The sequence below is a fragment of the Actinophytocola gossypii genome (assembly GCF_025165815.1).
Lineage (GTDB): Bacteria > Actinomycetota > Actinomycetes > Mycobacteriales > Pseudonocardiaceae > Actinophytocola > Actinophytocola gossypii.
The window spans coordinates 480,240-503,838 of sequence record NZ_JAFFZE010000014.1 but is presented as its reverse complement, the minus strand read 5'-3'; the positions used below and the strand labels follow the sequence as shown (position 1 = coordinate 503,838).

The 23,599-nt window shown below is 75.2% G+C and carries 5 protein-coding genes and 1 pseudogene; all 6 read left to right on the top strand.

Annotated elements, in window-relative coordinates; all coding sequences use genetic code 11:
* Window positions 1–37: 37 nt before the first annotated feature.
* A complete protein-coding gene (locus JT362_RS18760) occupies window positions 38–1,483 on the top strand; it encodes an activator-dependent family glycosyltransferase (protein ID WP_260192608.1) in 1,446 nt (481 codons plus the stop codon).
* The gene (locus JT362_RS18755; RefSeq protein WP_260192607.1) at window positions 1,378–2,394 is read left to right on the top strand and encodes an NAD-dependent epimerase/dehydratase family protein; all 1,017 of its coding nucleotides are present in this window, start codon (window positions 1,378–1,380) and stop codon (window positions 2,392–2,394) included. The genes JT362_RS18760 and JT362_RS18755 overlap by 106 nt, the downstream gene beginning before the upstream one ends.
* Window positions 2,379–3,611 carry an activator-dependent family glycosyltransferase gene (locus JT362_RS18750; protein ID WP_260192605.1) on the top strand — a complete coding sequence of 411 codons (1,233 nt, stop codon included), beginning with the start codon at window positions 2,379–2,381 and terminating at the stop codon, window positions 3,609–3,611. Before JT362_RS18755 ends, JT362_RS18750 begins: the two co-directional genes overlap by 16 nt.
* 10 nt (window positions 3,612–3,621) lie before the next feature.
* Window positions 3,622–11,896: pseudogene (locus JT362_RS18745) on the top strand (SDR family NAD(P)-dependent oxidoreductase); the annotation flags it as partial.
* Between the two features lie 60 nt (window positions 11,897–11,956).
* Window positions 11,957–13,219: a beta-ketoacyl reductase gene (locus tag JT362_RS35775; RefSeq protein WP_511261445.1), complete on the top strand. Its 1,263-nt coding sequence runs from the start codon at window positions 11,957–11,959 to the stop codon at window positions 13,217–13,219.
* Entirely contained in the window at window positions 13,219–23,589 is a 10,371-nt protein-coding gene (locus tag JT362_RS18735; protein WP_260192600.1) for a type I polyketide synthase, read from the top strand. Before JT362_RS35775 ends, JT362_RS18735 begins: the two co-directional genes overlap by 1 nt.
* Window positions 23,590–23,599 lie beyond the last annotated feature (10 nt).

Sequence of the window (23,599 nt, the reverse complement as noted above, 5' to 3'; positions counted from 1 at the left end):
CTCCCCGCCGTCCCGACGACTTCCGCAGGTGTTGCCGATGCGTGTCATGTTCGCGGTGTACGCGGCCAAGACCCACTTCTACAACATGGTGCCGCTGGCGTGGGCGCTGCGCGCGGCCGGACACGAGGTGTGCGTCGCGACCCAGCCGGACATCGTGGACGCGGTGGCCGCGACCGGGCTGACGGCCGTCGCGGTCGGCGAGGAGACCGAGGTGGTCGAGCCGGCCGAGGCGGCCGCCCGAGGCGACCACGTGACCAGCGCCGGCACCTGGCAGAGCATCAACGCCGGCATGACCGAGACCCGGCCGGAGGAGCTGACCTGGGACTACGTGCTCGGCGCGTTCACCGTCGCCTGCACGATGCACTACGAGCACCTGACCGGTGGCCGGTCCATGATGGACGGTCTGGTGGAGTTCGCCAGGTACTGGGAGCCGGACCTGGTGGTCTGGGACGCGCTGAGCTACGCGGGTCCGGTGGCGGCCGTGGCGGCCGGTGCCGCGCACGCGCGGATCCTCTTCGGACTGGACTACATCGGCCGGATGTACACCCGCTACGAGGCGCTGCTCGCCGAGCAGGCGGCGGAACGGCGGGACGACGTGGTGGCCGACTGGGTCACCAGCCGGCTCTCCCGGTTCGGCCGTGCGCCGGAGTCCGCTCAGGACGTGCGGGAGCTGATGACCGGGCAGTGGACGATCGACCCCACGCCGCCGTGGATGCGGTTCCCGGTCGACCTGCCGTACCAGTCGGTGCGGTACGTGCCGTTCAACGGCCCGACCACGGTGCCGGACTGGATCCACCGGGACGGGCACCGGCGCCGGGTGTGCCTCACCCTCGGCATGACCGCCCGGGAGAACCTGGGCGGCGACCTGTTCGCCATCGACGAGCTGATCGACGCCCTGGCGAGCCTGGACATCGAGCTGATCGCGACCCTGGACGAGGCCCAGCTGGACGCGGTCGGCACGTTGCCCGACAACGTCCGGGCGGTGGACTTCGTGCCGCTCAACGAGCTGCTGCCGACCTGCTCGGTGATCATCCACCACGGCGGGTTCGGCACGCTGGGCAACGCGATGGTGCACGGGGTCCGCAACCTCATCGTGCCGGGCCGCTACTGGGACGAGATCGGGTTCGGGGAACTGCTCGAGGCCCGCGGCGCCGGCGGGTACATCGACCCGTACCGGCTCTCCGGCGACGCGCTGAAGAGCAAGCTGCCGGTCGACGCGTTCCGCGCGAAGGTCGCCACCCTGCTCGACGACCCGTCGTTCGCGCACAACGCCATGGTCATGCGGGACGAGCTGCGTGCCGTCCCGAGTCCGCACGACATCGTTCCGCAGCTGGAAGAACTGACCGCCACGCACCGGTCGGGACGGAGAGGAAAACCGTGTCAAAGGACAACTGGGCCGGGAAGAACGTCGTCGTCACCGGTGGACTCGGCCTCATCGGCTCGCACTTCGCGGAGGAGCTCGTCACCGCCGGTGCGAGCGTGACCCTGCCGTACCGCAGGGACAACCGGGGCGTGCTGCCCCAGCTGCCGCGGACCTCCCGGCTGCGCCCGGTGCGCCTCGACCTGCTCGACACCGAGCAGTTCGCCGCGCTGTTCGAGACCATGGACCGGCCGGTCGACCTGGTGGTGCACGCCGCCGTGGTGTCCGGGACGATGGAGGTCCGCCTGGACCAGCCCGGCCACATCCTGGACACCAACATGCGCGCGGTGTCCAACGTGCTGAACTGCGCGCGGGACTACTCGGTGCCCGAGGTGGTGCTGCTCAGCTCCAGCGACATCTACCTGTCGCCGTCGAGCATCCCGATCCGCGAGGACGACGACTTCCACCGGCAGATGTACTACTCCCGGGACGGGTACTACCTGTCCAAGAACTACGCGGAGATCCTGGCCGAGGCCTACCGCGCGGAGTACGGCATCAACATCTTCCTGCCCCGGCTGACGAGCGTGTACGGGCCCCGGGACAACTTCGAGCCGGACACCGACCGGGTGGTGCCGACGATGTTCGCGAAGGTCCTCGCCGGCGAGGAGATCGAGATCTGGGGCGACGGCAGCCAGACCAGGACCTACATGCACGTCACCGACCTGGTGCGGGCGATCCTGGACATGGTCGAGTGCAACAAGTACCAGACGCTGAACATCGGCACCACCGAGACCGTGTCGGTGCTGAACCTCGCGAAGATGATCTGCGCGGCGCTCGACCGGCCGGAGCGCATCCGCATCGACCCCGCCCGCTCCGGCGGCCGGCCGAGCCGGACGCTGGACGTCACGAAGCTCGAGGAGATCATCAGCTTCGCCCCGAGGTCGCTGCGGGACGGCCTCGACGAGACGGTCCGCTGGTACCGGAACGTTTACCTGTCAAGGAAATCTGGAGAACTCTCATGCGCGTCCTGGTGACCACCTCCGCCGTCAACTCCCACCTGTACAACCTGGTGCCGGTCGCCTGGGCGTTGCGCACCGCGGGGCACGAGGTGTGCGTGGCCACGCAGCCGAACCTGATCGAGGAGACCAAGCGCACCGGGCTCACCGCGGTCGCGGTCGGCGAGGAGCTGCCGACCGCGCGGGGCAACCTGGACACCTCGGACACCCCGTACGGCCTCGGCGTCGACATCACCGAGACCGACCAGGCGAAGCTGACGCCGTCGTACGTGCGCGAGGTGTTCCGCGCGTACACGTCGGTGGTCTGCGAGTACATGGCCGGCGACTCCACCCTGGACGACCTGGTGACGTTCGCCAAGGCGTGGCGGCCGGACCTGGTGCTGTGGGACGCGCACAACTACGCGGCGCCGGTGCTGGCCCGCGCGCTCGGGCTGCCGCACGTGCGGATCGTGCCGGCGCCGGACCACTGGGCGCGGATGCGTGCGATCTTCCACCGGCAGGCGGCGGCCGAGCCGGGCGGCGAGGACCCGCTGGCCGACTACCTGGGCGGCAAGCTCGCCAGGTACGGCAAGGAGTTCGACGAGGAGATGGTGGTCGGGCAGGCCACCGTGGAGCCGATCCCGTCCTGGCTGCGGGTGGACGCCGACGTCGACTACCGGCCGGTGCGGCACGTGCCCTACAGCGGCCCGAGCGTGATCCCCGGGTGGCTGCGGAAGAAGCCGAAGCGCCGCCGGGTGTGCCTGACGCTCGGCCAGACGCGCCGCGCGCTCGGGTCGGAGTCCGAGGGCGGCGGGATCGCCGGCCTGCTGCGCGGGATCGCCGACCTGGACGTCGAGGTGATCGCGACGCTGAACGCGAACCAGATCCCGCCGGGCACGACGATCCCGGACAACGTGCGGCTGTTCGACTACGTGCCGCTGAACGCGCTGCTGCCGACGTGCGCCGCGGTCGTGCACTACGGCGGCATGGGCACGGTGAACGCGTCGGTGGTGCACGGGGTGCCGCAGGTCGGCGTGCCGGGCAACATCTGGGGCGAGGCGGGCATCATGCGCGAGCTGTGCGCGCAGGGCGCCGGCCTGGTCGCCGACCACACGAACCTGGTCGACCAGCTGGCCCGGGTCCTGGACGACCCGTCGTACACCACGGCCGCCGACCAGCTGCGCAAGGAGATGCTGGCCACGCCGAGTCCCCGCGACATCGTGCCGGAGATCGAGGAGCTGGCCGGTGGACGGTGAGGACGGCAAGCTCCTCGGCTACCTGCGGCGGGCGACGGCCGACCTGCGGGACACCCGCGAGCGCCTGCGCGAGCTGGAGCAGCGGGACGCGGAGCCGATCGCGGTCGTCGGGATGGCGTGCCGGTACCCGGGCGGGGTCGCCTCGCCGGAGGACCTGTGGCGGCTGGTCGCCGACGGCGGCGACGGCATCGGCGAGTTCCCGACGGACCGGGGCTGGGACACCGAGGCGCTGTTCGACCCGGAGCCGGGCCGGCCGGGTCGCAGTTACGTGCGGCACGGGGGTTTCCTGTACGACGCGGGCGAGTTCGACGCCGGCTTCTTCGGGCTGAGCCCCCGGGAGGCCCGCGAGATGGACCCGCAGCAGCGGCTGCTGCTGGAGTCGTCGTGGGAGGCGTTGGAGCGGGCCGGCATTCCGCCGACGTCCCTGGCGCGCACGGACACCGGGGTGTTCGCCGGCGTGATGTACCACGACTACGCGGAGAGCAACGCGCTTGGCAGCGCGGTGCCCGGCCGGGTCGCGTACCACCTCGGGCTGACCGGGCCCGCGGTGTCGGTGGACACGGCGTGCTCGTCGTCGCTGGTGGCGTTGCACCTGGCGGTGCGGTCGCTGCGGCGGGGCGAGTGTTCGCTGGCGATCGTGGGCGGGGTGACCGTGATGGCCACCCCGGAGACGTTCGTGGACTTCAGCCGGCAGCGCGGGCTGGCCCCGGACGGGCGGTGCAAGTCGTTCTCCGACGACGCGGACGGCACCGGCTGGTCGGAGGGCGTCGGCGTGCTCGTGCTGGAGCGCCTGTCCGACGCGACCCGCAACGGCCGCCCGGTCTCGGCGGTGGTGCGGGGCAGCGCGGTGAACTCCGACGGCGCGAGCAGCAACCTGTCGGCGCCCAACGGTCCGGCGCAGCAGCGGGTGATCCGTGCCGCCCTGGCGGACGCGGGACTGTCATCCGCCGACGTGGACGTGGTGGAGGCGCACGGCACCGGTACGGCGTTGGGTGACCCGATCGAGGCGCAGGCCGTGCTGGCCACCTATGGCCGGGACCGGGACGAGCCGTTGTGGTTGGGGTCGCTGAAGTCGAACCTCGGCCACACCCAGGCGGCCGCCGGTGTGGGCGGCGTGATCAAGATGATCCAGGCGATGCGGCACGGGGTGCTGCCGAGGACCCTGCACGTGGGCACGCCTTCCGCCCATGTGGACTGGTCGTCGGGGAATGTGCGGCTGTTGACCGAGACGCAGGAGTGGGCCGCCGGTCCGCGTCGGGCCGCTGTGTCCTCGTTCGGGTTCAGCGGGACGAATGCGCACGTGATCCTGGAGTGGGTCGCGCCGGTCGAGGTGGAGCCGTCGCCGGATCGGGTGGTGCCGTTGGTGTTGTCGGCGCGGAGTGAGGTGGCGTTGCGGGAGTTGGCGTCCCGGTTGGCTGATGGTGTGGAGCCGCTGGTCGAGGTGGCGCGAACGCTTGCGGTGTCGCGGTCGTCGTTGGAACACCGGGCTGTCGTGGTGGCCGCCGGTCGGGACGACGCCGTGGCGGGTCTGCGTGCGGTGGCTGACGGGAACGGGATCACCGGTACCGCCGTCGAAGGCCGGTTGGCGTTCGTGTTCACCGGTCAGGGCGCGCAGCGAGTCGGCATGGGCCGCCGGCTGGCGACGGCGTTCCCCGTGTTCGCCGATGCGCTGAACGAGGTGTGTGCCCAGCTTCCCGGGCTGTACTCCGGTGATGACCCGGAGGTGTTGAACCGGACCGAGCACGCGCAGGCGGGCCTGTTCGCGTTCGAGGTGGCGCTGTTCCGGCTGCTGGAGTCCTGGGGTGTGCGCCCGGACTCGGTGGTCGGACACTCGATCGGAGAGATCGCCGCCGCGCATGTGGCCGGGGTGTTCTCGCTTGAGGACGCCTGCCGTCTCGTGTCGGCTCGCGGTCGGCTGATGCAGGCCTTGCCCGAGGGTGGGGCGATGGTCGCCGTCACGGCGAGCGAGGACGAGGTCGTCCCACTGCTCACCGACGGTGTCTCGGTCGCGGCGGTGAACGGGCCGCGCTCGGTGGTGGTTTCCGGTGTGGAGGCCGAGGTGCTGGCGGTGGTGGAGCGGTTGGGTTGTCGGCACACGCGCCTTCGGGTGTCGCACGCCTTCCACTCGCCGTTGATGGACCCGATGCTCGACGAGTTCCGCACCGTCGCGGAGTCCCTGACCTACCAGTCGCCCCGGCTGCCGCTGGTGTCCACTGTGACCGGTCGTGTCACGGATGTGGCGAATCCCGGCTACTGGGTGGACCAGGTTCGGGCGACCGTGCGGTTCGCCGACGCCATGGCCACCCTCGACGATGCCACCTGTCTGGAGGTCGGTCCCGACGCCGTGCTGCCCGGCTGTGTCCCGACCCAGCGCGCGAGCCAGCCAGAGGACGGCGCCCTGCTCACCGCGGTCGGACGGCTGCACGTCACCGGGATCAGTCCCGACTGGACCGCCCTGCTCGGCGCACCGACCCGGCACGTCGACCTGCCCACCTATCCGTTCCAACGCCAGCGGTACTGGCGGCATCCGCTCACCGACGGGCTCACCGGCGCCGGCCTGGTCGCCGCCGGGCACCCGATGCTCGGCGCCGCCATCGACGCGCCAGAGTCCGGCGAGGTGTGGCTCACCGGACGCCTGTCCACCGACACCCAGCCCTGGCTCGCCGACCACGTCGTGCACGGTCGTGTGCTCGTGCCCGGCACCGCGTTCGTCGAGCTGGCCATCCGCGCCGGCGACGAGGTCGGCCACCCCGAGCTGGACGAGCTGACCTGCGAGAGCCCCCTCGTGCTGCCCGAGAGGGGGGCGGTCGCGGTGCACCTTGTCGTCGGCCCTACAGACGGAGCCAGGCGGCCGGTGTCCGTGCACTCCAGAGTGGACGGACAGCCGTGGCGGCGACACGCCCGCGGCTTCCTCTCCGCCACCGCCGAGACCCCCGAACCGCCGGCCGAGTGGCCGCCGGCGGACGCGACCCCGATGCCCGTCGACGACCTCTACGACCAGCTCGCCGACCGCGGCTACGGCTACGGCCCGGTGTTCCAGGGCACCCGGGCCGCGTGGCGGCGCGGCGACGAGGTGTTCGCCGAGATCGCCCTGCCCGAGCACGCCGAGAGCGACGCCGGCCGGTTCGGCGTCCACCCGGCCCTGCTCGACGCCGCCCTGCACGCCGGACTCGTCGGCGACCGGGGCGCGCCCGACGACGGGCAGGCGTGGCTGCCGTTCGCCTGGACCGGGGTGTCCCTGCACGCCGCCGGTGCCCGCGCCGCACGGGTCCACCTCACCCACACCGACTCCGGTGCCATCGCTCTCGCCCTCGCCGACCCCGACGGCAGGCCCGTGCTCACCGTCGGCTCGCTCGTCGCCCGTCCCGTCGCCGACCTGGACACCTCCGGCGCCGCCGAACTGTTCCACGTGGACTGGACGCCCGCGACTCCCGGTACCGGCACCGAACCGTACGAGGTCGTCACCGCCTACCCGGACCCGGCCGCCGACACGCCCGCCGCCGCGCGGGAGCTGACCCACCGCGTCCTCGCCCGGCTGCGTGACCGGCCGGCCGACACCCGGCTCGTCGTCGTGACCCGTGACGCCGACACCGACCCGGCGAGCGCGCCCGTCCGGGGGCTCGTCCGGGCCGCCGAGGCCGAGCACCCCGGCCGCTTCTGCCACGTCGACATCGACACCACCGAACCCGACCCCGACACGCTCGCCGCGGCCGCCGCCACCGGCGAGCCCGAGGTGGCGATCCGCGCCGGCCGCCTGCTGGTGCCCCGCCTGGCCACCCACCGGCCGGCGAGGAAGCCCGCGCCCCGCTGGGACACCGGCACCGTCCTGGTCACCGGCGGCACCGGCGGGCTCGGCGCACTCGTCGCCCGCCACCTCGTCACCGCGCACGGCGCCCGCGACCTGCTGCTGACCAGCCGCCGAGGGCCCGCCGCGCCCGGCGCCGCCGAACTGCGCGCCGAGCTGACCGCGCTCGGCGCCGACGTCCGGTTCGTCGCCTGCGACATGGCCGACCGGAACGCGGTCGCCGCGCTGCTGGCCCAGCACCCGGTGACCGCCGTCGTGCACGCCGCCGGGGTCGCCGACGCCGGCCTGCTCGCCGACCAGACCCCCGAGCGGGTCGACGCGGTACTGCGGGCCAAGGTCGACGCGGCCTGGCACCTGCACGAGCTGACCGGCGACCTGACCGCGTTCGTGCTGTTCTCCTCCGCCGGCGGCCTGGTGCTCGCCGCCGGGCAGGCCGGGTACGCCGCCGCCAACGTGTTCCTCGACGCGCTCGCCGCGTATCGGCTCGCCGCCGGCCTGCCCGCGCTGTCCCTCGCCTGGGGCGCCTGGGACACCGGCATGACCGGCCTGCTCGACGACCCCGCCCGGCAACGCCTGCGCCGCGCCGGCCTGCCCCCGATGTCCACTTCGGACGCCCTCGCGCTGCTCGACGACGCGCTCACCGCCACCGAGCCGACCCTCGTCCCGCTGCGGCTCGACCGCGCCGCCCTGCGTGCCGGCGACCCGCCCGCCCTGCTGCGCGACCTCGCCCCGGCGCACCGCCGCGCGGCCGCCGACCGGACCATCGCCGGCGGCGGACCCGCGCTCGCCCGGCGCGTCGCCGCGCTGCCGGCCGACGAGCGGGACGCCGAGCTGCTGGCGCTGGTCACCCGGCACGTCGCCGCCGTGCTCGGGCACGCCACGCCGGCCGCCGTCGAGCCGGACCGCGCGTTCCAGGAGCTGGGTTTCGACTCGCTCGCCGCGGTCGAGCTGCGCAACCAGCTGGCCGCCGCGACCGGGCTGCGGCTGGCCGCGACGCTCGTGTTCGACCACCCGACGGCCGCCGCGGTCGCCCGGCACCTCGCCGACACGCTCGTCCCGGAGTCCACCGGGGACCCGCTGCTCGCCGAGCTGGACCGGCTGGCGGTCGTACTGCGGTCGGCGAACGGGACCGACCCGGCCGAGGTCACCACGCGGCTCGAGGCACTGCTGCGCGGTTGGCGGGACACGCACGCGGAACCGGAACCCGCGCGGGACTTCGGCTCGGCGAGCGACGAGGAGCTGTTCGCCGCGCTCGACACCGAGCTCGGCGCGGTCGGACGGGGGTGAGGACATGGCGGACGCGGACGAACTGCGCACCTATCTGCGGCGGGCCACGACCGAGCTGGCACACAGCCGGGCGGAGCTGCGCGAGGCACGCGCCAGGGAGCACACGCCGATCGCGATCGTGTCGATGGCGTGCCGCTACCCGGGCGGGGTCGCCTCGCCGGAGGACCTGTGGCGGCTGGTCGCCGACGAGGTGGACGCGATCGGCGAGTTCCCCACCGACCGCGGCTGGGACCTCGACCGGATCTACGACCCCGAACCCGGCCTGCCCGACCGCACCTACGTCCGGCACGGCGGCTTCCTGTACGACGCGGGGGAGTTCGACGCCGCGTTCTTCGGCATCAGCCCCCGCGAGGCCCTGCGCGCCGACCCGCAGCGCAGGCTGCTGCTGGAGCTGGCCTGGGAGTCGCTGGAGCGCGCCGGCATCGACCCCACCTCGCTCGCCGGCAGCCCGACCGGGGTGTTCGCCGGCGTGATGTACCACGACTACGCGGGCGGCGGACCGGTCGGCAGCATGGTCTCCGGCCAGCTGTCCTACACCTTCGGCCTGGAGGGGCCGTCGGTCACCGTGGACACCGCGTGCTCGTCGTCGCTGGTCGCCGTGCACCAGGCGGTGCGGTCGCTGCGCCGGGGGGAGTGCACGCTCGCGCTGGCCGGCGGCGTGACCGTGATGGGCACCCCGGAGCTGTTCGTCGACTTCAGCCGGCAGCGCGCGCTCGCCCCGGACGGGCGGTGCAAGTCGTTCGCCGACGCCGCCGACGGCGCCGCCTGGTCCGAGGGCGCCGGCCTGCTGCTGCTCGAACGCCTGCCCGACGCCCGCCGCAACGGCCACCAGGTGCTGGCCGTGCTGCGCGGCTCGGCGGTCAACTCCGACGGCGCGTCCAACGGCATGTCCGCGCCGAGCGGCCCCGCGCAGCAACGCGTGATCCGCGCGGCGCTGGCCGACGCGGAGCTGGCGGAGTCCGATGTGGACGCCGTGGAGGCACACGGGACGGGCACCACGCTGGGCGACCCGATCGAGGCGCAGGCCCTGCTCGCCACCTACGGCCGGGACCGGGACGAGCCGCTGTGGCTCGGTTCGGTCAAGTCGAACCTCGGACACCCGCAGGCCGCGGCCGGGGTCGCCGGGGTGATCAAGATGGTGCAGGCGATGCGGCACGGCATCCTGCCCCGCACCCTGCACGTCGACCGGCCGACCACCCAGGTCGACTGGACCGGCGGCGTCGAGTTGCTCACCGAGGCACGGAAGTGGCCGGTCACCGGGCGCCCGAGGCGGGCCGCGGTGTCGTCGTTCGGTTTCAGCGGCACCAACGCGCACGTGGTACTCGAAGAGGCCGAGCCGGTGCCGGAACGGGAAGGTACGACTCGCGCGACGGGAACGTACGACTCGCGAAGCTTGGCACTGGTGCTTTCCGCGCGGAGCGTCGACGCGCTGCGGGCGCAGGCGGCCAGGTTGCTTCCGGTGGTCGACGGTGGGCAGGCGCTGGTGGACGTGGCCGGGTCGCTCGTCACCCGGCGGGCCGCGCTGCCGCACCGGGCAGTGGTGCTGGCGGCCGATCGGGACGCCGCCGGGCACGGGTTGCGGGCGCTCGCCGCCGGGAGCGAGACCGGGGGCGTGGTCACCGGGTCCGTGACGGCGGGGCGGGTGGCGTTCGTCTGTACCGGGCAGGGGGCGCAGCGGCCGGGGATGGGGCGGGAGCTGGCCGAGGCGTACCCGGTGTTCGCCGAGGCGTTCGGGGCGGTGTGCGAGCGGATCGATCCGTTGTTGCCGGCGCCGTTGCGTGCGGTGGTGTTCGGGGGCGACCCGGACCGGCTGCGGCAGACCGTGTTCACCCAGGCGGGGCTGTTCGCCGTGGAGGTCGCGCTGATCCGGTTGTTGGAGTCGTGGGGGGTGCGGCCGGACCTGGTCGCGGGGCATTCGATCGGTGAGGTGGTCGCGGCGCACGTCGCCGGGGTGCTGTCCCTCGACGACGCCTGCCGGCTGGTCGCCGCTCGCGGCTCGCTGATGCAGGCGCTGCCCGCGGGCGGTGCGATGCTCGCGGTGCGGGCGGGGGAGGACGAGGTCGCGCCGTTCCTCGGCACGGAGGTCGGCATCGCCGCGGTGAACGCGCCCGGTTCGCTCGTGCTGTCCGGGTCGGCCGGCGCGGTGGCCGAGGCCGCCGACCGGCTCGCCGCCACCGGCCACCGGACCGCCTGGTTGCGGGTCTCGCACGCGTTCCACTCGCCGTTGATGGACCCGATGCTGGCCGAGTTCCACGCGGTCGCGAGCACGGTGACGTTCGCGCCGCCCACGATCCCGCTGGTCTCCACCGTCACCGGGCAGCCGGTCGAGCCGTGCACCGCGGACTACTGGACCGAGCAGGTCCGCCGCCCGGTCCGGTTCGCCGACGCGGTCGCCGCGCTGGAGGCGGCCGGCGCCACCACGTTCGTCGAGATCGGCCCGGACGCCGTGCTGACCGGGCCGGCCGCCGAGTCCCTGACCGGCGACACCGCCGCCGTGCTGCCCACCCTGCGTGCCGGCCAGCCGGAACCGCTCGCCCTCGCCACCGCGCTCGCCCGCCTGCACGTGCGCGGCGCCGGTCCGGACTGGGCCGCCGTGTTCGGCCCGCACCAGCCCGTCGACCTGCCCACCTACCCGTTCCAGCGCGAGCGGTTCTGGTGGAACCCCGAACCGGCGGCACCGAAGTCCACAGTGGACGATCTGCGGTACCGGGTGCGCTGGCGGCCGGTACCGGACCGCCCGGACCGGCCGGCCGGCGAATGGATCGTCGTCACCCCGGCCGGCCGGCAGGCCCCGGCCCTCCCCGGGCTGGCCGCGCGGCTGGTCGAGTACGCGGGCGAGGACCGCGCCGCCCTCGCCGCCCGGCTGCGGGAGCTGCCGCCGGCGACGGGCGTGCTCTCCCTGCTCGCCGCCGACACCGATCTCGAACCCGGCCACCCCACCCTCACCCGAGGCACCGCCGCCACCGTCGTGCTGCTCCAGGCACTCGCCGACGCCGGCCACAGCGCCCCGGTCTGGTGCGCCACCACCCAGGCGGTCGCCGTCGACGACACCGACCACGCACCCGACGAGCGGCAGGCCGCCCTGTGGGGCCTCGGCGCCGTGCTCGCGCTGGACCACCCCGACACCTGGGGCGGCCTGGTCGACCTGCCATCGGCGCCCGACGAGCGCGCCACCGAACGGCTCCTCGCCACGCTGGCCGGCGGCGAGGACCAGGTCGCGATCCGCGCCACCGGCCGCTACGCGCGCCGCCTGGTGCGCGCCGAGCCGGCCGGGTCGCCGGGCTGGCGGCCGAGCGGCACCGTGCTGGTCACCGGCGGCACCGGCGCCCTCGGCGGGCACGTCGCCCGCTGGCTCGCCGCGAACGGCGCCGAGCACGTCGTGCTGACCAGCCGCCGAGGGCCGGACGCCCCCGGTGACTGGACGGGCCTGCCGGTGACCGTCGAGGCCTGCGACGTGACCGACCGCGCCGCCCTGGCCGCCCTGCTCGACCGGCTGCCCGGGCTGACCGCCGTGGTGCACGCGGCCGGCGTGCTCGACCACGAGACCCCGTTGGCCGACACCACGGTCGCCGACTTCGCCGCCGCCGGCCTGGCCAAGGTCGCGGGCGCCAGGAACCTGGACGAACTGCTCGCCGACACCCCACTGGACGCGTTCGTGCTGTTCACCTCCGGCGCGGCCGTCTGGGGCACCTCTGGCCAGGCCGCCTACGGCAGCGCCAACGCCGTGCTCGACGCGCTCGCCCGCCGCCGCCGCGCGACCGGACAACCGGCAACCGCGATCGCCTGGGGGCCGTGGGCGGGCGGCGGCATGGTCGACGAGACCGCGAGCGCGCACCTGCGCCGGCTCGGCATCGGCGAACTGGACCCCTGGCGCGCGGTCGAGCTGCTCGCCGAGGCCACCGGCCCCGACCCGAACCTCGTGGTGGCCGACATCGACTGGACCCGGTACGGGCCGATCCTCACCGCCGCCCGCCCGCGCCCGCTGGTCGAGGAGCTGGTGCCGGCCGCGCCCCCGGCCGAGCCGGAGCCGGCCCGGTTCACCCTCACCGGCCGGACCCCGCCCGAGCAGGAACGGGAGCTGGTCGCCCTGGTCCGCGAGCACGCCGCCGCGGTGCTCGGCCATCCCGGCGCGGGCGCGGTCGAGGCGGGAGCGACGTTCAAGGACCTCGGGTTCGACTCGGTCAGCGCCGTCGAGTTCCGCAACCGGCTCGCCGACGCGGTCGGCCGCCGGCTGCCCACCACGATGATCTTCGACCACGCCACGCCCACCGCGCTCGCCGCGTACCTGCGCGCCGAGCTGGCCGGCGACACCCAGGACGGTGTCGAGCCGGTCCTGGCCCGGCTCGAGGCGCTGGCACTGTCTTCCGACGACATCGAACGAACCCGGATCACCGACCGGCTGCGCGCCCTGGTGACGACGTTGCACGGGCCAGGCCCGGACGACGACGTCGCCGACCGGCTCGCGGCGGCGACGGCCGATGACGTCTTCGACTTCATCGACAAGGAGCTCGGCTGATGGCCAACAAGAACGAGGAAAAGCTGCTCGGCTACCTGAAGAAGGTCTCGTCCGACCTGCACCGGACCCGCGAGCGGCTGCGCGAGGTCGAGGCCGAGCCGATCGCGGTCGTCGCGATGAGCTGCCGCTACCCGGGCGGCGTCCGCTCCCCGGAGGACCTGTGGCGGCTGGTCGACGGCGGCGTGGACGCCATCGGCGAGTTCCCCACCGACCGGGGCTGGCCGCTGGACACCCTGCTCGCCGGGGACGGTGACGGCACCAACTACGTCCGCGAGGGCGGGTTCGTCGACGACGTCGCCGGGTTCGACGCCGACCTGTTCGGCATCGCGCCGCGCGAGGCACTGGCCATGGACCCGCAGCAGCGGCTGCTGCTCGAACTGGCCTGGGAGTCGTTCGAGCGCGCCGGGATCGCGCCGGACGCGCTGCGCGGCGAGCAGGTCGGCGTGTTCGTCGGCAGCGGCTGCCAGGACTACTACGACGACCTGTCGCCCGAGTCGACCGAGGCCGTCGCCGCGTACCTGAGCACCGGCAACGCCGCCTCGGTGATCTCCGCGAGGATCTCCTACGCGCTCGGCCTGCACGGCCCCGCGGTCACCGTGGACACCGCGTGCTCGTCGTCGCTGGTCGCGCTGCACGCCGCCGGACAGGCGCTGCGCCGGCGCGAGTGCGGGCTGGCGCTCGCCGGCGGCGTGATGGTGATGGCGACCCCCGGCCCGTTCGTCGCGTTCAGCAAGCAGCGCGGCCTGGCCCCGGACGGACGCTGCAAGCCGTTCTCCGACAGCGCCGACGGGACCGGCTGGGCCGAGGGCGCCGGCCTGCTCGTGCTGGAACGCCTGTCCGACGCCCGCCGCAACGGGCACCCGGTGCTGGCGGTGATCTCCGGTTCCGCGGTCAACTCCGACGGCGCGAGCAACGGCATCACCGCGCCAAGCGGCCCGGCCCAGCAACGGGTGATCCGGTCCGCGCTCGCCGCCGCCGGACTGTCCACATCCGACATCGACGCCGTCGAGGCACACGGCACCGGCACCACCCTCGGTGACCCGATCGAGGCCCAGGCCGTGCTGGCGACCTACGGGCAGGACCGGGACGAGCCGCTGTGGCTCGGCTCGCTGAAGTCCAACATCGGGCACGCGCAGGCCGCGGCGGGGGTGGCCGGCGTGATCAAGATGGTCGAGGCCATCCGGCACGGCGTCCTGCCGAAGACCCTGCACGTGACCGAGCCGTCCTCGCACGTCGACTGGTCGGCCGGGAACGTCGAGCTGCTCACCGAGGCGCGCGAGTGGCACCGGGGTGACCGGCCGCGCCGCGCCGGCGTGTCCTCCTTCGGCGTCAGCGGCACCAACGCGCACGTGATCGTCGAGGAGGCCGACCCGGCCGAGCCGGCCGCCGAGCCGACGTGGCCGGCCGGCGTTCCGGTGCCCGTTCCGGTTTCCGGCCACGACGAGCGGGCGCTGCGCGACCAGGCTGCCGCGTTCGTGTCCGGTGTGGACAGTCTGGTCGACCTCGGCCACACGCTCGGCACCTCGCGTGCCGCGCTGGCCGAACGCGCCGTCGTGCTCGCCGCCGACCCGGACGCCGCCGCCCGGGGCCTCGGCGCGGTAGCGTCCGGCGAGCCCGCCGCGAACGTCGTGCGCGGCACGGTCACCGAGGGGACCACCGCGTTCCTGTTCGCCGGTCAGGGCGCGCAGCGGGTCGGCATGGGCCGCGAGCTGTACGAGGCGTTCCCGGTGTTCGCCGAGGCGTTCGACGCGGTGTGTGCGCACCTGTCGATCTATGAGGGCGACGACCAGGAGGTGCTGGACCGCACCGAGCACGCCCAGTCCGCGCTGTTCGCGTTCGAGGTGGCGTTGTTCCGGCTGCTGGAGTCGTGGGGCGTGCACCCGGACGTGGTCGCCGGGCACTCGATCGGTGAGCTGGCCGCCGCGCACGTCGCGGGAGTGCTGACCCTGGCGGACGCGTGCCGCTTGGTGTCGGCCCGGGGCCGGTTGATGCAGGCCCTGCCCGAGGGCGGGGCGATGGTCGCGGTGGTCGCGAACGAGGACGAGGTCACGCCGCTGCTCACCGGGGGTGTGGCGATCGCGGCGGTGAACGGGCCGGAGTCGGTGGTGGTCTCCGGGGTCGAGGCCGAGGTCATGGCGGTGGTGGAGCGGCTGGGCCGCCGGCACACCAGGTTGCGGGTGTCGCACGCGTTCCACTCGCCGCTGATGGACCCCATGCTCGACGAGTTCCGGGCCGTGGCCGAGACCGTGACCTACCACCCGCCCCGGCTGCCCGTGGTCTCCACGGTGACCGGCGAGCCGATGGAGGCCTCCGCCGGCTACTTCGCCGAGCAGGTGCGGCGGACCGTGCGCTTCCAGGACGCCGTGCGCGCCCTGGACGCCACCCGTCACCTCGAACTCGGCCCGGACGGTGTGCTGACCGGCCTGGTGCGGGGCTGGGTGGCGGACGCCGTGCCCGCCCAGCGAGCCGGCCACGGTCAGGCCGCCGCGCTGCTCACCGCCGTGGCCCGGCTGCACGTGACCGGAACGCCGGTCGACTGGGCCGGGGTCTTCGCCGGTAGCGGTGCGCGTTCTCTCCCGCTGCCGACCTACGCCTTCCAGCGCAGGCGCTACTGGCTGGACGGCCGCGCCAGGGCAGGCGACCTCGGCGCGCTCGGCCTCGACCCCGCTGGGCACCCGCTGCTCGGCGCGGTCACCGTGCTCGCCGACACCCGGGGCGTGGTGCTCAGCGGACGGCTCTCCACCGCCGCGCAGCCCTGGCTCGCCGACCACGTGGTGCACGGCGAGGTGCTGCTGCCCGGCACCGCGTTCGTCGAGCTGGCCCTGCGCGCCGGCCACCAGGTCGGCTGCGGCCGGATCGGCGAGCTGACCCTGCACACCCCGCTGCGGCTGCCCGAGCGCGGCGGCGTGCGGCTGCAGGTCGTCGTCGGCGAGGCCGACCCGGCGGGGAACCGGCCGGTCGGCGTGTACTCCCGCGCCGACTCCGCCGAGGACGAGTCCTGGACCCGGCACGCGGGCGGCATCCTCACCGTCGCCGGTGTCGCGCCGGCCGGGCCGGCCGAGTGGCCGCCGCCCGGCGCCGAACCCGTGGTCATCGACGCGCTCGCCGACGACCTCGCCGACGCCGGCCTCAGCTACGGCCCCACCTTCCTCGGCCTGCGCGCCGCGTGGCGGCATGGCACCGACCTGCTCGCCGAGGTCGAGGTGCCGGACGGCGACCGGTTCGCCCTGCACCCGGCCGCGCTCGACGCCGCCACCCAGGTACTCGGCCTCGGCCTGGCCGGGGCGCCCGGCGGCGCGCGGCTGCCGTTCTCCTGGTCCGGGGTCTCGCTGTTCGTGACCGGCACGTCCCGGCTGCGCGTGCGGTTCACCCCCACCGGCGAGGACACCTACTCCGCCCTGGTGTCCGACCCGGCGGGCGCCGCCGTCGCCTCGGTCGAGTCGGTCGCGTTCCGCCCGGTGCCCACCGGCACCACCCGCCTCGACCGTCCCCGCCGGGGCGCGCTGTACCAGCTGGACTGGATCCCGGCCGCCGCCCGGCCGGCGCGGGCCGAACCGAGGCCGGACGTGACCGTGCTGCATGCCGGCGACCCGGACGGCGGCACCGACCCCGACACGATCAAGGCCACCGTCCACCGGGTGCTGGCCGAGCTGACCGAGTGGCTCACCGCCGACCGCGACCCCGCCGCCCGGCTCGTCGTGGTGACCCGGCACGCGGTCTCGGTCGCCGGCGAGGACGTCGCCGACCTGGCCGGTGCCGCCGTCTGGGGTCTGGTGCGCTCCGCACAGGCCGAGCACCCGGACCGGATCGTGCTGGTCGACACCGACACGCACACCGACCGCCCGGAACTCGCCGCCGCGCTGGACTCCGGCGAGCCGCAGGTCGCGGTGCGCGCCGGCGTACCGCACGTGGCCCGCCTGACCCGCACCCCGGCCGGCGCGGACGAACCGACCGGCGAGTTCGACCCGGCCGGCACCGTCCTGCTGACCGGCGGCTCCGGCGCGCTCGGCGCGGTGCTCACCCGGCACCTGGTGACCCGGCACGGCGTCCGCCACCTGGCCCTGCTCGGCCGGCGCGGCGCGGACCAGGACCTGGTCGACGAGCTGACCGGGCTCGGCGCCGAGGTGACCCCGGTGGCCTGCGACGTCGCCGACCGGACCGCGCTCGCCGCCGCCCTCGCCACGCTCACCGAGACGCGGCCGCTGACCGCCGTGGTGCACGCGGCCGGCGTGGTCGACGACGGCGTGCTCACCGCGCTCACCCCGGACCGGGTCGACGCGGTGCTCGACCCTAAGGTGACCGGCGCGCTGAACCTGCACGAGCTGACCGGCGACCTGTCCGCCTTCGTCCTGTTCTCCTCGCTGTCCGGCACGCTCGGCGCGCCGGGGCAGGCCAACTACGCGGCCGCCAACACCGTGCTCGACGCGCTCGCCGTGCGCAGGCGTGCGCTCGGCCTGCCCGCGGTGTCCGTGGCGTGGGGCCAGTGGGAGACCGGCATGGCCGGCTCGCTCGGCGCCGCCGACCGCACCCGGATGGCCCGGGGCGGCGTGCTGCCGCTGTCCGAGGCCGACGGGCGGGCGCTGTTCGACGCCGCCGTCGGCGCCGGTGCCGCCTCGGTCGCCGCGGCGGCTCTCGACCTCGGCCGGCTGCGTGCCACCGGAGCCGCGGTGGCCCCGGTGTTCGGCACCCTGGTCGACCCGGGTGTCCGGCGCGCCGGGCCGGTCACCGCCGCGCCGGCGTCCCCGCTCGCCGAGCGGATCGCCGCGGCCACCGAGCCCGACCGGCCCGCGCTGGTGCTCGACCTGGTCCGCGGCCAGGTGGCCGCCGTCCTCGGACACGACTCGGCCGCGGCGGTCGCGCCCGGTCGCCGGTTCGCCGACCTCGGGTTCGACTCGCTGACCGCGGTGGAGCTGCGCAACGCGCTCGCCGCCGCCACCGGGCTCACCCTGCCCGCCACCCTGGTGTTCGACTACCCGACCGCCACCGCCGTCGCCGGTCACCTGCTCGAACAGCTGACCGGCGCCGCACCCGCGGCGCCCGTCGACCGGCCCGTCGTGTCCGATGTGGACGAACCGGTCGCGGTCGTCGGCATGGCCTGCCGCTACCCGGGCGGGGTCACCTCGCCGGAGGAGCTGTGGTCGCTGGTGGCCGACGGTGTCGACGCGATCGGCGAGTTCCCCACCGACCGCGGCTGGGACCTCGACCGGCTGCACGACCCGAGCGGCACCCGGCCGGGCACCACCTACACCCGGTCCGGCGGGTTCCTGCACGACGCCGCCGAGTTCGACGCCGGCTTCTTCGGGGTGTCCCCGCGTGAGGCGCCGACCGTCGACCCGCAGCAGCGGCTGCTGCTGGAGACCTCCTGGGAGGCGGTCGAGCGGGCCGGCATCGACCCGCTGTCGCTGAAGGGCAGCCAGACCGGCGTGTTCGTCGGCGTGCAGTACCACGACTACGTGGCCAGCAGCTCGACCGGCTCGGTGGTCTCCGGGCGGGTCGCCTACCACTTCGGGTTCGAGGGCCCCGCGGTCAGCGTGGACACCGCGTGCTCGTCCTCGCTGGTGTCCGTGCACTGGGCCACCCGCGCCCTGCGCTCCGGCGAGTGCACGCTGGCGCTCGCCGGGGGCGTGACCGTGATGGCCACGCCGGAGACGTTCGTCGAGTTCAGCCGGCAGCGCGGGCTCGCCCCGGACGGGCGGTGCAAGTCGTTCTCCACCGACGCCGACGGCACCGCGTGGGCCGAGGGCGCCGGCGTGCTGGTGCTGGAGCGGCTGTCCGACGCCCGCCGCAACGGTCACCCGGTGCTCGCCCTGGTCCGCGGCACGGCGGTGAACTCCGACGGCACCTCCAACGGCCTCACCGCACCGAACGGTCCCGCCCAGCAGCGGGTGATCCGCGCGGCGCTGGCCGACGCCGGACTGTCCACCCAGGACGTCGACGCGGTGGAGGCGCACGGCACCGGCACCAAGCTCGGCGACCCGGTGGAGGCGCAGGCCCTGCTCGCCACCTACGGCCGGGACCGGGACGAGCCGCTGTGGCTCGGCTCGCTGAAGTCCAACATCGGCCACACCCAGGCCGCGGCCGGGGTCGCCGGTGTGATCAAGATGGTGCAGGCCATGCGGCACGAGGAACTGCCGAGGACCCTGCACGTCACCGAGCCGTCGACACACGTGGACTGGACAGCGGGCGACGTCGCCCTGCTGACCGAGCCGAGGCCCTGGCCGCGCGCCGAACGGCCGCGCCGGGCCGGCGTGTCGTCGTTCGGGGTGAGCGGCACCAACGCGCACCTGGTGCTCGAGGAGGGCGACCCCGTCCAGGAGCCGCCGGTCACCGACGCGGCCGAGCCGCCGGTTGTGCCGTGGCTGCTCTCCGGGCGGAGCCACGCGTCCCTGCTGGCCCAGGCGGAACGCCTGCTGTCCCATGTGGACGAGACGGACGACGAGCCGGTCGACCTCGGCTACGCCACCGCCGTGTCCCGGTCGGGCTTCGAGCACCGCGCGGTGGTGCTCGGCGCCGATCGGGGCGACTTCCTGCTCGGGCTGGTCGCGCTGGTCGACGGCACCGAGGAGCCGGAGCTGGTGACCGGCGTGGTGACCTCGGACGGCGGCACCGGGTTCCTGTTCTCCGGCCAGGGCTCGCAGCGGCTCGGCATGGGCCGCGAGCTGGCCGCCGCGTTCCCGGTGTTCGCCGACGCGCTGCGCACGGTGACCACCGAGCTGGACGAACACCTCGCGCGCCCGCTGAGCACCGTGCTGTTCGCCGGACCGGGCACCGACGAGGCCGCGTTGCTCGACCAGACCGCGTACACCCAGGCCGGGCTGTTCGCCGTCGAGGTCGCGCTGTTCCGGCTGCTGGAGTCGTTCGGCGTCACCCCCGACCAGGTCGCCGGGCACTCCATCGGCGAGCTGGCCGCCGCGCACGTCGCCGGCGTGCTGTCGCTGACCGACGCCTGCGCGCTGGTCGCCGCCCGCGGCGCGCTGATGCAGGCGCTGCCGGCCGGCGGCGCGATGGTCGCGGTGTCGGCCACCGAGGACGAGGTGGCGCCGCTGCTGACCGAGCGGACGAGCGTCGCCGCGGTGAACGGGCCCGCGTCGGTCGTGGTGTCCGGCGCCGAGGACGACGTCGAGCGGATCGCGGCCGAGTTGGCCGCCCGGGGCAGGCGGAGCACCCGGCTCAGCGTGTCGCACGCCTTCCACTCGCCGGCGATGGAGCCGATGCTCGCCGCGTACCGGCGGGCCGCCGAGGCCGTGACGTTCCACCCGCCCCGGCTCACCGTGGTGTCGACCGTGACCGGTGCCCCGGCCGGCGCCGAGCTGTGCGACCCGGAGCACTGGGTGCGCCAGGTCCGGGAGCCGGTGCGGTTCCGGGACGCGGTGCGGGCGATGGCGGACGCCGGCGTCACCCGGTTCGTCGAGCTGGGCCCGGACGCGGTGCTCGCCGGCCTGGTCCCCGACTGCCTCGACGCACCGGCGACCGTGGTCACGCCGGTGGCGCACCGGGACGTCGACGAGCCGCGCGCGCTGCTGACCGCGCTGGCCCGGCTGCACGTCACCGGGACCCCGGTCGACTGGCGGGCGCTGTTCTCGCCACTGTTCGAGCCACGGGGAGCGCGGCTGGTTCCGTTGCCCACCTACGCCTTCCAGCGCGAGCGGTACTGGCTGGACAGCGCAGCCTCGGACAGCGCGGGTGGCGGGCACCCGCTGGTCGGCGCCGCGGTCGAGCTGGCCGAGACCGGTGGCGCGGTGCTGCGCGGCACCCTGTCGACCGGCACCCAGCCGTGGCTCGCCGACCACGTGGTGCACGGCTCGGTCCTGTTCCCCGGCACGGGTTTCGTGGAGCTCGCGGTCCGCGCCGGCGACGAGGTCGGCTGCGGCCGGATCGAGGAGCTGACGTTCGAGGAACCGCTGGTGCTGCCGCCGGACGCGCCCGTGCGGGTGCAGGTGGAGGTGGGCGGACCCGACGAGCGGGGCGCCCGCCGGTTCGCCGTGCACTCCCGGCCGCCCGGCGCCGGCTGGCGGCGGCACGCGACCGGGGTGCTCACCGCGGCCGGCGCGCCCGCGGAGTTCGACCTGGCGCAGTGGCCACCGGCCGGCGCCACCCCGGTCCCGCTCGACGGCTGGTACCCGGCGCTCGCCGAGTCCGGCATCGCCTACGGGCCGGCGTTCCAGGGCGTGCGCGCGGTCTGGCGGCACGGCGACGACGTCCACGCCGAGGTGTCCCTGCCCGACGCGTCCGATGTGGACGCCTACGGCACGCACCCGGCGGTGCTGGACGCGGCCTGGCAGGCGGTGGCGCACAGCGCGGTCGCCGCCGACGGGCCGGTGCTGCCGTTCGGGGCCGCCGGCGTGGAGCTGTACGCCACCGGCGCCACCGAGCTGCGGGTGCGGGTCCGGCCCGGGACCACGGGCCTGACCGTGGAGATCGCCGACCCGGCCGGGCGACCGGTCGCGGTGGTCGAGTCGCTCGCGGTCCGCCCGGCCGCCGAGCCGGTGCCCACCGAGACGGACGGCACGCTGCTGCGCCTCGGCTGGGTCCCGGTGCCGACCAGGACCCGGCCGGTGGACCGCTGGCACGTGGTCGGCCCGGACCCGTGGGGCCTGACCAACGCGCTCGGCGCGCCGCTGTCCGCGGACCTGGCCGACGCCGGTACCGCCGAGGTGGTGGTGCTGCCGTGCGGCGGCGGGGCCGACGCGGGCACCGCGCGGGAGCAGAGCCGGCGGCTGCTCGGGCTGCTGCGGGCCGGGCTCGCCGCCGAGGCCACGCTGCTCGTGGTGACCAGCGGCGCGGTGAGCACCGGCACCGAGGACGTCACCGACCTCGCCGGCGCCGCCGCCTGGGGCATGGTGCGCTCGGCGCAGGCGGAGCACCCCGGCCGGATCGTGCTCGTCGACGTGGACGGCGACCCGGAGTCGGTCGCGGCCCTGCCGGCCGCGCTCGGCGCGGGCGAACCGCAGCTCGCGGTGCGCGCCGGCGTCGTGCACACCCCACGCCTGACGGCCGCCCCGACCGACACCGGGCGGACCGCGTTCGGTACCGGCACCGTGCTGGTGACCGGCGGGACCGGTGCGCTCGGCGGCCTGGTCGCCCGCCACCTGGTGGCCGAGCACGGCGTGCGGCACCTGTTGCTGACCAGCCGGCGCGGCCCGGCCGCCCCCGGCGCCGCCGAACTGGGCGCCGAACTGGCCGCGCTCGGCGCCGAGGTGTCGGTGGTCGCCTGCGACACCGCCGACCGGGACGCGCTGGCCGCGGTGCTGGCCGGGATCCCGGCGGAGCACCCGCTGACCGGGGTCGTGCACGCGGCCGGCGTCACCGCCGACGGCCTGCTCGACTCGCTGACCCAGGACCGGCTCGACGAGGTGCTGCGGCCCAAGGTCGACGCCGCCTGGCACCTGCACGAGCTGACCGCGACCCTCGACCTGTCCGCGTTCGTGCTGTTCTCCTCGGCGTCCTCGGTGCTCGGTGCGCCGGGGCAGGCCAACTACGCGGCCGCCAACGGCTACCTCGACGCGCTGGCCGCGCACCGCCGCGCGCTCGGACTGCCGGGGCGGTCGCTGGCCTGGGGCCTCTGGGACACCGGAACGACCGGCATGGGCGCCGGGCTCGGCGACGCCGACCTGCGCCGGCTCGCGGCCGCCGGGATCGCCCCGCTCACCCCCGCGGCCGGACTGTCCCTCCTGGACACCGCGGGCGGGCTGCCGGACGCGGTACTGCTGCCGATCCGGCTCGACCAGGACGCGTTGGGCGGCGAGGACACCCCGCCGCTGCTGCGCGGGCTGGCCAGGACACCGGTGCGGCGGGTCGCGGACACCACGCCCGCCGGACCGGCCGGCGGGGGTGCGGGCGGGAAGCTCCGGGACCGGCTGGCCGAGCTGCCGCCGCACGACCGGGAGCCGCTGCTGCTCGACCTGGTGCGCACCGAGGCGGCGAAGCTGCTCGGCCACGCCGGGCCGGCGGCGGTCGAGCCGGAGCGGGCGTTCAACGAGCTGGGCTTCGACTCGCTCGCCGCGGTGGGCTTCCGGAACAAGCTCACGCTGCTCACCGGGCTGACCCTGCCGGCGACCCTGATCTTCGACTACCCGAACGCGCTCGTGCTCGCCCGGCACCTGCTGGCCGAGCTGGTTCCGGACCAGGCCGACGGCGGGACCGGCGAGCAGGCGGCGGACACCGACGAGCGAATCCGCGCGGCGCTGTCGTCGATCCCGCTCGCCCGGCTGCGCGACGCGGGCCTGCTGCACAGCCTGCTCGACCTCGCGGGCATCACGGCCGAGCCGACCCCCGACCCGGCCACCGACGACTCCTCGATCGACGACATGGACACCGAAAAGCTGATCAGCAGGGCATTCGAGCTCGACGACGCCACGCGAGAGATGTGAGGCCGGCATG